Here is a 13,390-nt window from a genome sequence, read left to right as displayed (position 1 = left end):
CACGAAGGACCTGATCCCGTGGTACGCGATAATCTTTATTCCAAGGCTGTGGTTTGGGTAAAAATTACCCTGCCCCTGATCGCGCTTGCCCTTTTATCCTCGATCTTCCTTCTGTCCGGCGCGCCTGACCCCGACGCCGCCCTCGCCTATACCGAAGTTGACGTGAACGAGATTGAGCGCGAGCAACGGGTAAGCGAGCCGCGCTTTGCTGGTGTTATAGGCGACGGCCAGGAGATCGTGCTGACAGCGCAGGCCGTGACCACGGGCGTTGAGACCACCGATAGAATTCGCGCCGAGACCATTGTGGGGCGTATGGATTTAGGCGCGACCGACTCCATGACGATCCAAGCCGCGTTCGGAGAGTTCGACATGGCCGCGCAGATGGCCACCTTCACTGACGATGTCGTACTGCAATCATCTCTGGGCTACCGCATCCAAAGCGAAACACTGGTGATGGCGCTGGATGTCATCAACATGCGGTCCCCGACCCCCGTTCACGCCACGGGCCCCGGTATCGACGTGACTGCCGACACGATGGAAGTCACAGGTCCGCAAGGAGAAACAATCCTCCGTTTCAACGGCGCCGTCCGAGTGCTATATGAACCCCAAAGTTAAAGGGTTGCCCATGCACCGTATTCTTGCCCTGTTGGGCCTGTTTCTTCTTTTTACAACGCCAGTTTCGGCGCAGGTGAATATCGGATTTGGCGGCGTCAGCTACGACGAACGCCAACCGGTAGAGGTGACGGCCGATGGCTTGACCGTCGACCAAACCACGGGCGAGGCCGTTTTCACCGGAAATGTTATCGTCGTCCAAGGCGATCTGCGCATGGCCGCCGGGGCGGTTCGCATCCTTTACGGCACCTCTGGCACGCAAGATGTCAGCGAAGTCATCGCCACTGGCGGCGTTCTGGTCACACGCGGGACGGACGCGGCCGAAGGCGCACAGGCAAGGTTCGAGGTCGCCTCGGCGCTGTTGACCCTGTCGGGCAGCGTATTGGTGACCCAGGGCCAAACCGCCATCGCCGGCGACAGCATGGTCGTCAACATGCGTACCGGCAACGGGTCTGTCGATGGACGGGTGCGGACCGTGCTTGGCGGCACTGAGTAATGGCTTTGGACGTCACAGAAGGCTCTGCCGGGCTACGCGTTGAGCGGTTGCGCAAAAGCTACCGTAAGCGTCCGGTAATCCGCGACGTGACGCTGGAGTTGAACCGGGGTGAAGTTGTCGCCCTGCTTGGCCCCAATGGCTCGGGCAAGACCACCAGCTTTTATTGCATTGCCGGGCTGATCACGCCCGACGGCGGGCGGGTCACGATTGACGGCCAAGACGTCACCTTGTTTCCCATGTATCGCCGGGCCCGCGCCGGAGTGGGCTATCTGCCGCAGGAGATGTCGATTTTCCGCGGTTTGTCCGTGGAAGACAACATCATGGCGATCCTCGAAGTGGTGGAGCCCAAGCGCAAGAAGCGGCGCGATCGGCTGGAAGAACTGCTGTCGGAGTTCTCCATCGAGCACCTGCGCCGTGCGCCCGCGCTGTCGCTGTCCGGTGGCGAGCGTCGGCGGGCTGAGATTGCGCGCTGCCTTGCCTCGAACCCGCGATATGTTCTTTTGGATGAACCCTTTGCCGGCGTGGACCCGATTGCGGTGGGTGATATCCGCGCGTTGGTGGCAGAACTGAAGACCCGCGGCATTGGCGTGCTTATCACCGACCACAACGTGCAAGAGACGCTGGCCATCGTGGACCGGGCTTACATCTTGCACGACGGCGTAATCATCATGTCCGGCACCGCCGACGAAGTGGTCCGCGATGAAAACGTGCGCCGGGTCTATCTGGGCCAGTCGTTTAAAATCACCTGAACCAATTTCATTGACACAGGCCCCCGATTCCTCGTCTGATACGAGGGATGGTTGCGATTGCTTCATCTCTTAGTGCCCGGCACGGTCAGCCGAAGTCTCGACTTCCCCAGCGCGCTCTCAATGACATTCAAAATCATCATGTTAACAAGCACGACACAGCGTCGTGTGACCATAAAACCGGAGGTTACATGCGGTATCAGATCAGCGGAAAACAGATCGAAATTGGCCAAGCTCTGCAAACCCACGTGCAGGATAATCTTGGCAGCATTGCCCAAAAATACGCCGAGCGCCCGACGGACGCGACGGTCATCTTCTCTAAATCCGGGCCGGAATATGCTTGTGAAACCACCGTCCATCTGTCGACCGGCCTGACCGCCTCTGCCAAAGCTCATGCCCATGAGATTTACGCCGCGTTTGAAGCGACGGCGGACAAACTTGAGAAGCAACTGAGGCGGTACAAGAGGCGCCTGAAAGATCACCACAAAGACCGGACGACCCCCATTGATGTCTATGGCGGTGCCTCGTATATCCTCGCTTCACCGGAGACCGAGGATGAAACGGCCGAGCCTGAGACGCTTCAGCCGATCATCGTGGCCGAGATGGAAACCAAGATTCCATCCCTGTCCGTCGGCGAAGCGGTGATGCAGATGGAAATCGCGGGCGCACCGGTTCTGGTGTTTCGCGAACAGGGGCATGGTCGGGTGAACGTGGTCTACCGCCGTGAAGACGGCAACATAGGCTGGGTTGATCCGGAGACGAGTTAACTAAAACGGCTCAGGGGCAGGCATCTGCCCCGAGCCGACGCTAGGCGGCCAAATCCGCCCGTGTGGGGAGATACGAAATGGACCTTTCATCGTTGCTGACGCCCGAGGCTGTCAGGGTTGTTGGCGATGTCAGCAGCAAGAAGCGCCTGATCCAGTCGGTCTCGGAAATCGCGGAAACGCTGGTTGATGTGCCGGCCCATCGTATCTTTGAAGCCCTGCAAGAACGCGAAAGCCTTGGGCCGACCGGTGTGGGCCAAGGCATCGCCCTGCCCCATGCCCGCCTGGCCGAGCTGGATCACGTCGTGGGGGCATTTGTGCGCCTGGAACGTCCCATCGACTTTGACGCCGCCGATCGTCAGCCGGTGGATTTGGTGTTCGTGCTTCTGGCGCCGCTGGAATCCGGTGTGGATCACCTCAAGGCGCTGGCCTTGGTTGCGCGGACCCTGCGAAATCCTGCCCTTTGCGCGAAACTGCGGGCCAACAACGACCCATTGGCATTGTTCGCCCTGTTGACCGAGGGCGAGGCAACACGGGCGGCTTAACCGGGCCGCTTGTTCCACCTTGGAAACCCGAATCCGATGTAGTCGCGCCGGTATGTGTCAATCAGCGCCTGCTCGATCTTGCCGTCGTACACAGACTTGAGCGTATGGGCCCCCGGCATCGCCTCACCCACAACTTCCGGCACATCTTCCACGCCGACCTGTCGCGCCAAAGCAGGCAACGCCTCTTTCATCTGTTCTTCATGGATCACTGCCTGAGGCACCATGACCGAGGATATGCCCTGCAAAATTGCCGTTTGCGTAGCCCATGCCTGATCGACGCGCACGCTGGTCTGGCCCGCCAAATTGCCTTTCAGAAAGCCGATGAACCCTTGGAACGCGGCTTTCTGTTCCGCTTCGGACCAATCGGGACCGGGGGCTTTGTTCGGCATTGGCACCTTGTAACGCTGTCGCAGTGTCTTGCGCGGATCGGCGTAGGCGGGGCGGTCATCGGGCAGGATGAAGCGGTTGAACACGCAGTAGGCCCGCGCGACTGGATGGCGCAACACGGTGAAGCTGCGGAAACCGGTGTTATCCTTCATCCATTGGCGCAGCTTTTTTTGGCTCATCTTGCGGATCAGGGCATCTTTGCCCACGCTGCCAAGCTCTCCCATCCAGTTTAGCACCGAATTTTCCGGCGCGCCTTTGATCGGGCAGAACAGCAATCCAAGAGTAGGATGAGCCACGAAGTTGGGCACCTGTGCGGCGCGTTCGGGCTCTAACTCAGGGGAGCGATCCAGGCCGAAGCGGTCCAGATCGCTTAACGCGCTGACCATCTCATCGTAATTTTCAACCTTATCGCGCAGGGGCGCAGGGTTTTGCTTCTTCAGCTTCTTGGAGGTCGCATCGACACGCTCATCCGAGCCGAGGAACGCCGCCAATCCGTTCAGCATTTCGGGGTCGTTGATATCCTCGTAGCGGACCTGAAAGGCCACTTGCCCGGTCTTCTGCAACCCCTGACGCAGACGCTCTTGAAACGGCAAAAGCGCGTCCAACAGCTCTCCGAACTCGGGCGTGTCAAAGCGGATCTTCGCGGTCTTCGCGTGTTTCATATCGGTCAAGCGCCACTGCCCCGTGGCGCTGGCAATCTTGCGGCTCACGTAACTATCGAGCGGGTTACGCGTGAGGATTACCTTGGCGATGCGCGGGTCTGGCAACACCCGTTCAACCACGCGGTCGTCGTGGTCGTGGAACAGGCGAAAGCCGGGGATGCCGCCATCGGCGTTTTCGATGATCGCCTCCAGTAGGCCCAGGGGGTCCTGTTCGCGCTTGTCCATGTCATAGCCATACATCTCGAACGTGTTGTGATGGCCAAGGAACGTGGGGTTATAGACCTCGCCCAGACAGTTGATATCGGGAAAATTGTTGAGGCTATCTTCCAGATAGTTGGACCCGGTGCGCATCTCGGCGAACAACACGAAGGCATCGAATTTGCGGGTCATCTACTATCTCACCAAATAGGGTCGGTTGTCGGCACCCGTGGGGGGCGGCGCCACGCCTTCTTGCGGGAAGTCACCGACGGCAAAGGGGTTCATCCCCTGGTTCTTCAGGTTTTGCAGGAATTTGGGCACACCGTTGAGGTTCGTCATCCGGGGTGCTTCCGTCAGGCGCGAGGCCTGCGCGCCCTCCATCGCATCGAGGATACGTTGCAGATTTTCCATCGGCTCTTCCAGAAACTCGGCCAAAGACCAAATCCGAATTTCCGCGCGGGAGCGGACGTGGCGCAGGGTGTTCACGAATTCAACCTCGCGCCGCTGCAATCGAGCGGCCTCGGTCCGGATATCGCCGAAATTGCGGTTCGCGGTGAACAGGCGCACGGCCCAACCGCCGGTGATCACACTGATCTGAGCATTGCTGTCAGACGCCATGAACGCGCCGGGGCGTTGGTTGTCCTGCGGGCCATACATGAACACTTGCCGTTCACCCCGGGTGTTCCAGATCAAGTTGGTCAGGAAACGTTCCGGATTGTAATCGCGCAGCTTCGGCGCCGCTGAAAGGCAGCCGGCGTAAGTGTCAGCATCGCCCGCAAAACGGACCCGCTTGGGATCAAAGATGTTGCCGTGAACGTTGGTCCCCAATCGCCGCGACAGCCACGGCTCGAAATCCAAAAACAGGTCGTTGAAGCCATGCAACACGGAATAGGGCGCGGCGGTTTTGCCGTTTTCCCAATCGTTGTTGGGATACCGGGACTGCATATAAAGACCGGACCGCCCCCGCGTCCGTCGCTCTAGCGCCTTGGCGAAAACCCGGTCGATCTTACCCGGCGTAGGCTCGGCACGGCGCAAATTAGCACCCTCGTCCCCAAGGAACGTCTCGTAGAGCCGATCCGCTCGATGCCAGATCTTGCGCGCCACAAAGCAATCGGACCGTCGCAACAGATGCAGGTGATCGTCGTAGAACACATGGGGTTTGCCCTGAAAATCGAACTTCGACAGTGTCAGAGACCGACTTTCAATGTTGCGAGAGTAATTGCGCACAAGGGTTTGGTAATAGCTTTCGTCGGGGATCCAGACGCGTTTGAAGAAACGGTCAAACTCCACCCGTTTCGGGTCTTGCAATATGACCGACAGCGTCTGCCGAGACAGGCACCACCATTGGCTACCCAGATGCGGCAAAAGCCCATCAGGCATCTTGCGCCGGAACCCAATGCGGCGCTGGAACTCTACATAGCGATCAAACAGGAAACGGTGCCGCTTCCATGAAAATGGGAACCGCAGTTGGAAGCGTTCGGTGTTCAGCCCATCCACGGTCCAATCCACATCGCGGATCGTGACGCTTTCGATGAAATCCGTCATCGGGCGCGCGGCCAGATAGGCGCGCAATTCATCGACCGGGCGCAGGGGCAGGCACGAGCCTGAGGCCAAGTAGACGTGTCGGACGCCGGGAAATTCCTCCAGCATCATCTCGGCCCCGGTCTGGCTGGCCTGCACAAGGCTCCAGGTGCCCCACTCACATTTATGACGCTTGCTGAACCGCACATTTTCCAGGTCCGAGAGCTGTCGCTTCAGCCATATGTTCTTGCTGCTGGCGACCCGTTTATCGAGGTGGATCACGACCGGGCAATCGCGTTCCGCCCAATGGCGCGCAACCTCTGCCGCGCGGTCCAGCGCGGTGTGGCACATCATCACGAAGCCCAAAGTGCTCATGCCCAATTGCCTTTCGACATCAGGCCAAGGATCTCGAGCTGGCGCCAGTTGATGTATTTCTCGGACCATTTGGTCCAGAAATCAGGGTTCTCTTGCAGACCCTCGGCATAGGCTTTGTATTCAGCAGAGGCGGCGTAATGCTCGCTCCGGGCGAGTTCTTCTTTTGCCTTGGCGCTGAACGTATCGAGGAACTTTGCGTGCAGCAGAACGCCCGAGGCTTTCTCTCCGCCCCATTCGTCGTAGACGTGGTTCAACCCACGCGGCAGCAGCATGTGCGTGGACGAGGCATAGGCATAGTGCTTTTGCCAATGGACCAGCGGCGTCTTGTTCAACGCAGGCGCGCGTTCGGGATTATCGCTGAAGAACGCCCGCGCCCTGGGGCCACCTTGAATCCACAGGTTGCCATATTCCCAGTTCCGCGTGACCGAGTAGTTTCCCGCATCGAACCAACAGGCGATCTCGAACGGATTTTGCCCTTCCCGGTAGGGCTGCGCGTCGATGGAGCCTTTGGGATACATATCCAGCAACATCGCCCCGAAGGACTTGATTGAAGAGGCATCCAACCAATCCGTCAGCGCCGGAATGGGGCGAGTATCGCTAAATGGATAGACAAGGAATTCATCGGGGTCGACGGTCAAGCACCAATGTTTGTGCCCATAGAGCCGCAGCAAGCGGTTGATCCAATCCATCCCGAACCGCGACCGCTTATAGCTTTCGTCGGTCCACCAGACGGAACAATCGGGTTGTTCGGCCAGATATTCACGTGTGCCATCAACGCTGTCATTGTCCACGAAAAAGAAATGATTAACGCCCCGGTCCCGATAGTAATTCAGGAAGTACTTCAGGCGCACCTGCTCATTGCGCAGGGTGCAGAACAGCAGGATATCCTTGTCCTTGATCCTATCCGTGCGATCGACAACGCTTTCGAGCCCGCGGGATTTACGCCACGCGCGGACAAGGAAACGCTTGCGTTCAAGGCGCAAACCGTACCGCTTGATCGCTTTCATGGGCGGCCTTTCCTGCTCGGCGTTTAGGCGGCTTCTGCCACCGAATTAAAGTGCTCTGCCCAAGTGGCAACCTTCAACGAGGTTAACTCTGACCTTGGAGCAGTACCGCATAAGTGTTGTTTAATCGTTTCCGCCCAAGGATACGCCTCGTAACTGTCCACGTAAACGGCACAATCACCAAGAGTTTCCCAGAAAACCGGGAGGTTAGAGCATATGGGCACCGCCCCCGCCATCGCGGCCTCTAGCGGCGGATAGCCGTAGCCTTCCGCGATGGAAGGGAACAGCAGCGCCGTGGCCCTTGCCAGCTGGTCCTGAACGGCCTTGTCATCCAGCAAACCGTGAGGGCCATTCAGGGTAATCTTGCTGCCGTATAGCGGGTGGTTCACCAGCCGTTCCATCAGCGCATCCACCTTCCATCCCGTGGCCCCGATGATGTGCAAACGCGGCACCTTTTCCGCCGGAAGATCTGCCGCCAATAGGTCCCACACATCCAATATCAGCGCGTGGTTCTTACGCGCCTCGATCGTGCCGAGCATCACGAACAGATCGGGCTCCCGCTCCAGATCATTTGGCGCGTCCCGAGGATCAACGCCAAGGGGCGCGGTGATCTGGTGGGGTGGCATCGCTTGCCCGGCCCAATGCTCATCCAGACTGTCCGAGGTCGCCTGAGAATTCGCGATCACATGGGTGGCGAAGGTCCGAACCCTCTCGATCCGGCCCGCGAAATTCTGCGGTTGGCTATCGGCCACATAGGTGGGGTGGGTCAGGGGGATCAGGTCGTGGATCATCACCATCACCCTTGCACCCTCGACCGCGCGAAATGCGGACAGCGTGGCAAGGGACAGGTTGGAATGGCCAACGTTGATGTAGCTCAGGTCTTTATTCGGACCCCTCGCGATCATCGAAGGCAGGCCTTTTGCGGTGCACCTGTCCACCGCGACTTCGCGCAAGGCCGCCTCTGCCCGGTGACGGGGGCGGTTGCCGCGAAACGTCATCTTTGACAGCAGATCAGCCGTGCCAAGCGGGCGGGTGCCTTCCACCATCTCAAGCAAGCGTCTACCGCCCACGTGATCCAGCCGCAGATACCCCCGCGTCGTGCGGCACAGGTAGCTTTCGCATCCCGCTGCGACCGCCTCACGCAAATAGGCATGTTCGACCCGGTCGATTCCGGTTAGCGCCCCGCGCCCGACGCGGGTTAGCAGGCGCGTCACATCCAACCAAAGGCAGGGGATGTCGGCAAACACGCGCATCCCGAACGCCGCCTTACTGCGCGGCGCTACGGATCGACATCATGTCCGCCAGATAATCCTGGAACTCGTCCTTCAGATCATCGCGGGCCAGGCCAAAGGCCACCGTGGCTTGCAAGAAACCAGCCTTGGAGCCGCAATCAAACCGCTGCCCCTTGAACCGATAGCCGTACACGTTGTCCGCGCTGGCAATTTCTTGGGCAATCGCGTCGGTCAGCTGAATTTCACCGCCAGCGCCGGATTTGATCTTGTTGAGGTGGCCCATCACATCGGGCGACAGGATGTAGCGCCCGATCACGGCAAGGTTTGATGGTGCGTCACCCGGCGCGGGTTTCTCTACCATGCCTTTGACCGACACGACCGAGCCCATGTCTTCCTTCACATCCAACACCCCGTAGGCCGAGGTCTTGTCATCCGGCACTTCCATCGCCGCAACCATGTTGCCGCCGATTTCCGCGTGGGCTTCCACCATCTGCTGAAGGCAGGGCGTTTCTGCGGCGATCACGTCATCGGGCAGGATCACGGCGAAGGGTTCATTCCCCAACAGACGACGGGCGCACCAAACCGCATGGCCCAAACCCAACGCCTTGTGCTGGCGCATGTAGGCAATCGCGCCAGAGTCCATGTTGGTGTTTTTCAACATTTCCAGCATCTCGGTCTTACCCTTCTTGCGAAGGGTATTTTCAAGCTCTGGCGTGTGGTCGAAATAGTCTTCCAGCGCGGATTTCCCACGGCTTGTCACAAAGATGAACTCTTTGATGCCAGCAGCACGGGCTTCGTCGATCGCGTATTGAATGAGGGGTCGGTCCACCAACGTCATGATCTCTTTCGGGATCGACTTTGTTGCCGGAAGGAAACGGGTTCCAAGTCCAGCGACCGGAAAGATCGCCTTGGTTACTTTCTTTTTCATACCTAGCCTCTTGTGCGCAGCACCCCGTTGTTCGGGCATTCTGCTGCCTTGTTATGAAGGGTATACTAACGAAAACAAAGGGCACGGGGAAACCATCAATCCATATCCCCCAAGGCTCCCACACCCCGCGTGGCAGAAATGCGACGGGCCTCGGCGGCGACGCGGGCCTTGAAACTGAAAAACTGAACCCTTGGGCCGCTTCTGTCCGATGGGCCAAAAAGCCCGCCTGTGTGTTCCCACCACGCCCCATCAGTAAAGCGTACCCGGTGCTTTCGGGGCGTTGGTTCAAAGGCAAACAGGCTTACCGGTTGACCCTGTTCTACAAGCGCCTTGGCCTCTGCGCGCAGGCGCGGCAGTTGGAAACTCCGACCCGAAAGAAGACGCGGCGGCGGCGGATCGGCGCGTTGAAACGGGTCGAAATCGGATGAGGGTATCTGGACGTGAGGCACCGTGCTTTCCCGCGCCTGCCCCGCCGCGATCCCGTCTCGCAGACTCTCCAGCAGGTTGCGCATTTTTTCAGCATCCAGCTTTCTCGTCTTCACCATCCGCAAGAGCCGCGTGCTTTGGGCGGCTTCCAACCCATGCAGCGCCATCGCCTGTTCTTCGGGGGCATGCTTGCGCAGGTACACCGCGCTTGAGGCCCCGATATCAAACAAGCTCAAAGGGACCCGCGCTTCGGTGCGGCGGCTGCTGGCCTTGAACCCGTGGTGAACGACGGCGCCCGGTATCCAGGCGGTTGGCAGCCCCGCTTGGCCGACCCGTATCGCCATATCGGTGTCATCAAGATAGAAATGCATTGCCTCGTCAAAACCGCCCACTTGCGCCAATGCATCCCGCCGGAACGCCATGTTGGTGCCTTGAAGTTTACGGACCAAACCGGCTCTGATCGGCGCGTTAGGCTCTGATGGAATGTCTTCAGCAGCGCCGTTCACCGCCATCGGGCCCCATTGCAACGATATCCCGTTGCGCCCCAGGACCGGGCCGGAGATGGCGGCGAGGTCAGAGCCCGAAAAGGCCCGGATCACGGCTTGCGACCACGTCGGCTCTGGCACCGCATCGTCGTCGATGAAAGCGATGATATCGCCAGCCGCCGCCGCGATCCCTGCGTTGCGCGCGGCAGAGATGTTGGCGCCCCGTTGCGGCAGCAGCTTCAACGCGCCCGCCACGGGCAATGACCGCGCCGCCGCCTGCCCTTGCGGGTCCGCCACAACGATCACTTCGCACCCAGCCTTCGCCTGTTGCGACAAGCCCAACAGACACCGCAGCAGCGCATCTGGCCGCCCAGCGCTGACAACAACAACGCTGAGCCGCCCGCCGCTCAAGCCGCGCCCATCTCGCGGAGCATGGCCTCGATCCGGGGGATATCCTCGGGGTTGTTCAACTCCCAAAACTTCGCGCCCCTTGCCTCCACTTCGACACAAAGAACGGGATGACCTGCTTCCAGGAAGCGAAGCTGTTCCAGGCCCTCCAGCGTCTCTAACGGGCCGATAGGCCAATGCGGATAAGCCCGCAACGCCCAGGGGCGGTACGCGTAGACACCCACATGATGGAACACCGGTGTCGGTGCCTCTGCGGCGTAAGTCTCGGACGTGAACGGCACCACTTCCTTCGAGAAATAGAGCCCCCGCATCTTGCTGTCGGCCACCGCCGTCGTGCCCCCGACGCGACCCGCAGCGCGGTCCGCTTTCAGGGCGGCGAGGGTTTCCCCGTCGCAGCGCAGGATCGGCGTGGCGATGGCGGCCTGAGCATCGTTGCGCAATCCTTCCACCAGCCGTTCCAGGAACCACGGCGGCGTCAGCGGCGCGTCCCCTTGCAGGTTTACGATCATCTCGACATCGCCGAGGATTTCCAACGCCTCGGCACAGCGCTCTGTCCCGTTTCGCGCGTCGGAGGAGGTCATCAAGACCTCTGCCCCGAAGGCTCGGGCTGCGTCAGCGATGCGGTCGTCGTCCGTCGCCACATAGACACTATCGAGCCCCGAAACGCCCTGTGCTGCCCGCCAGGAGCGTTCAATCAACGACACGGATTCGCCCGTTGCGCCCGTCAGCATCGCAAGCGGCTTGCCAGGGTAGCGCGTGGAGGCGTAGCGCGCCGGGATAACGCAGGCGACCTTTTCTTCGCGCGTCTTCGACACGACTTGTTCGCGCGTCTTCGACACGACCGTCATGGCTGCTTCAACTCCACACCCGGCGCGTAGGCGATGAAGAAGCCATTGGCGAAACCGTCCTTGCCGTAGTCAAACGGCGCGTGATCCTCGAACCGGACCATCTGCCCGCCCGCGCCGCGAAGCACGGCATCGCCTGCGGCGGTGTCCCATTCCATCGTGCGGCCAAGGCGGGGATAGATATCCGCCTCTCCCGTCGCCACGAGGCAGAACTTCAGCGAGGAGCCCGCGCTTTTCATATCGGCGTGGGCGTATTTGTTGATGTAGTCATCGGTCGCCTGATCGCGGTGCGACTTGCTGGCCACGACGCGCAGAGCGCCATTGTCGGGCTTGGAAACGCCAATAGGATCGAGCCTACCCGGCGCCTTGGGATCGAACGGGCCGGCTTCCTCAACACTCACCCCATCGGCGGTGGTGTAGAACAAGCGCCCCTTGGCGGGGGCATAAACGATGCCGCGAATGGGCCTGCCGCCCTCGACCAAGGCGATGTTTACCGTGAAATCGCCGCGACGCTTGATGAATTCCTTGGTGCCATCCAGCGGGTCCACGATCAGGAACTGATCGGCGCTTAGCCCGTGGCTGTCGGCCTGTTCTTCGGTAACCAGCGTCACGTCTGGGAAAGCCGCCCGCAGATGCCGAGAGATGATCGCATCTGCCGCCTCATCGGCTTCGGTCACGGGACTATCGTCGGATTTGACCTTCACGTCAAAATCATCTGCGCCATACACTTCCATGATCGCATCGCCTGCTTCCAAGGCAGCGGCGCGCATGACGGCAACAAGTTTTTCGTGATCCATACGTTCACCCACGGTTGAATTGAAAATTAACTCCTACCGCGTTATCGTCTGCGCGTGTGGGAACGGCAAGCAAAGCCTTAAGGCGCAGCGCGAACAACAAGCCGTACCATGCAGCGGCAGGCTAGGATACTCGACATGTTTGAAACCCGAACATCGCAGTCCACGTGGGCGCTGGTCTTCAATTTTTTGGAGGTCACCTTTTACGCATCTGTCCGCAAGGTCCGTAAAGGTCACGGAAATGCGTTGCTGTCGATTGTCCTGTCGATCCTGCAAAGCCTTCTGTTTATCGCGGCCTTCTACCTTATGTTCAATTTCCTTGGGGGCCGCACCGTGGCCGTACGGGGAAACTTCATGGTCTATCTGGTCAGCGGCATCTTCATGTATCTGACCCACATTCAAACCGTCCGTGCCGTCATGGGGGCAGAAGGTCCAACGAGCGCGATGATGCAGCACGGGCCGATGAACACTCTGGTTTCGATCTGCTCCGAAGCACTTGCCATCCTTTACACCCAAACCATCGCGATCATGTGCATCCTGCTGTTGATCCACACGGTCGTGCTTCCGGTAGAGATCCACGACTGGCCCGGCGCTTTGCGGATGTTTATCCTTGTCTGGGCCCTTGGGGTGGTGCTGGGCATCATCTTGATGGCCTTGAAGCCTTGGATGCCTGACCTCGTGCCTATCCTATCCATGGTCTACATCCGCGCGAATATGATTTTCTCGGGGAAGATGGTTCTGGCCAACATGATGCCAGCGATGATGCTGCCGGCGTTTCGGTGGAACCCCCTGTTCCACGTGATCGACCAGACGCGGGGATACGTGTTTGTGAATTACTTTCCCCACAACACGAATGTCGCTTATCCGTTTTACTTCTGCCTTGCGGCACTGCTCGTGGGGATGATGTTCGAAAGCTATACCCGCAAACATGCTTCGGCCAGCTGGGACGCGCGGCGCTAGAG

At 59.6% G+C, this 13,390-nt stretch carries 14 protein-coding genes; 6 read left to right on the top strand and 8 right to left on the bottom strand.

From position 1 onward, the window contains the following. Positions 1-18 precede the first annotated feature (18 nt). The 5 genes from lptC (at position 19) to AADW23_RS03740 (ending at position 3,163) form a co-directional block, all read left to right on the top strand. Entirely contained in the window at positions 19-615 is a 597-nt protein-coding gene (lptC, locus tag AADW23_RS03760) for an LPS export ABC transporter periplasmic protein LptC (protein WP_341863195.1), read from the top strand. A gap of 10 nt (positions 616-625) precedes the next feature. Continuing rightward, complete coding sequence (locus AADW23_RS03755; RefSeq protein ID WP_341863194.1) at positions 626-1,108, top strand: LptA/OstA family protein; 483 nt, start codon at positions 626-628, stop codon at positions 1,106-1,108. Then, positions 1,108-1,857 (top strand): LPS export ABC transporter ATP-binding protein, encoded by a 750-nt coding sequence (gene lptB / locus AADW23_RS03750; RefSeq protein ID WP_341863193.1) that lies wholly within the window; start codon positions 1,108-1,110, stop codon positions 1,855-1,857. Before AADW23_RS03755 ends, lptB begins: the two co-directional genes overlap by 1 nt. A 188-nt stretch (positions 1,858-2,045) precedes the next feature. Beyond that, positions 2,046-2,621 carry a ribosome-associated translation inhibitor RaiA gene (raiA, locus tag AADW23_RS03745; RefSeq protein WP_341863192.1) on the top strand — a complete coding sequence of 192 codons (576 nt, stop codon included), beginning with the start codon at positions 2,046-2,048 and terminating at the stop codon, positions 2,619-2,621. A gap of 77 nt (positions 2,622-2,698) precedes the next feature. Next, complete coding sequence (locus tag AADW23_RS03740) at positions 2,699-3,163, top strand: PTS sugar transporter subunit IIA (protein ID WP_341863191.1); 465 nt, start codon at positions 2,699-2,701, stop codon at positions 3,161-3,163. On the opposite strand, the gene AADW23_RS03735 is transcribed toward AADW23_RS03740, so the two are convergent. The 8 genes from AADW23_RS03735 to cysQ all read right to left on the bottom strand — a co-directional run bounded on the left by AADW23_RS03735 (position 3,160) and on the right by cysQ (position 12,431). Then, positions 3,160-4,602 (bottom strand): sulfotransferase family 2 domain-containing protein, encoded by a 1,443-nt coding sequence (locus tag AADW23_RS03735; RefSeq protein WP_341863190.1) that lies wholly within the window; start codon positions 4,600-4,602, stop codon positions 3,160-3,162. The two genes, AADW23_RS03740 and AADW23_RS03735, sit on opposite strands and share 4 nt — an antisense overlap. A 3-nt stretch (positions 4,603-4,605) precedes the next feature. Further along, positions 4,606-6,306: a beta-1,6-N-acetylglucosaminyltransferase gene (locus tag AADW23_RS03730; RefSeq protein WP_341863189.1), complete on the bottom strand. Its 1,701-nt coding sequence runs from the start codon at positions 6,304-6,306 to the stop codon at positions 4,606-4,608. Continuing rightward, entirely contained in the window at positions 6,303-7,313 is a 1,011-nt protein-coding gene (locus AADW23_RS03725) for a glycosyltransferase family 2 protein (protein WP_341863188.1), read from the bottom strand. Before AADW23_RS03725 ends, AADW23_RS03730 begins: the two co-directional genes overlap by 4 nt. Positions 7,314-7,336: 23 nt before the next feature. After that, positions 7,337-8,563, bottom strand: a complete 1,227-nt coding sequence (locus AADW23_RS03720) for a glycosyltransferase (RefSeq protein WP_341863187.1) — start codon at positions 8,561-8,563, stop codon at positions 7,337-7,339. Positions 8,564-8,576: 13 nt separating this feature from the next. Beyond that, complete coding sequence (gene galU / locus AADW23_RS03715; protein WP_341863186.1) at positions 8,577-9,470, bottom strand: UTP--glucose-1-phosphate uridylyltransferase GalU; 894 nt, start codon at positions 9,468-9,470, stop codon at positions 8,577-8,579. Between the two features lie 95 nt (positions 9,471-9,565). Next, the gene (locus AADW23_RS03710; RefSeq protein WP_341863185.1) at positions 9,566-10,792 is read right to left on the bottom strand and encodes a glycosyltransferase; all 1,227 of its coding nucleotides are present in this window, start codon (positions 10,790-10,792) and stop codon (positions 9,566-9,568) included. After that, positions 10,789-11,637 (bottom strand): manno-octulosonate cytidylyltransferase, encoded by an 849-nt coding sequence (locus AADW23_RS03705; RefSeq protein WP_341863184.1) that lies wholly within the window; start codon positions 11,635-11,637, stop codon positions 10,789-10,791. Before AADW23_RS03705 ends, AADW23_RS03710 begins: the two co-directional genes overlap by 4 nt. Continuing rightward, positions 11,634-12,431, bottom strand: a complete 798-nt coding sequence (gene cysQ, locus AADW23_RS03700) for a 3'(2'),5'-bisphosphate nucleotidase CysQ (protein ID WP_341863183.1) — start codon at positions 12,429-12,431, stop codon at positions 11,634-11,636. The genes AADW23_RS03705 and cysQ overlap by 4 nt, the downstream gene beginning before the upstream one ends. 135 nt (positions 12,432-12,566) lie before the next feature. Between cysQ and AADW23_RS03695 the strand changes: the two genes are divergently transcribed. Beyond that, positions 12,567-13,388: an ABC transporter permease gene (locus AADW23_RS03695; RefSeq protein ID WP_341863182.1), complete on the top strand. Its 822-nt coding sequence runs from the start codon at positions 12,567-12,569 to the stop codon at positions 13,386-13,388. Positions 13,389-13,390 lie beyond the last annotated feature (2 nt).

Origin of the sequence: Gymnodinialimonas sp. 57CJ19, assembly GCF_038396845.1 — a bacterium.
Taxonomy (GTDB): Bacteria; Pseudomonadota; Alphaproteobacteria; order Rhodobacterales; family Rhodobacteraceae; genus Gymnodinialimonas.
The sequence above is the reverse complement of the archived record's forward strand: the minus strand, read 5'-3'. Positions and strand labels throughout refer to the sequence as shown.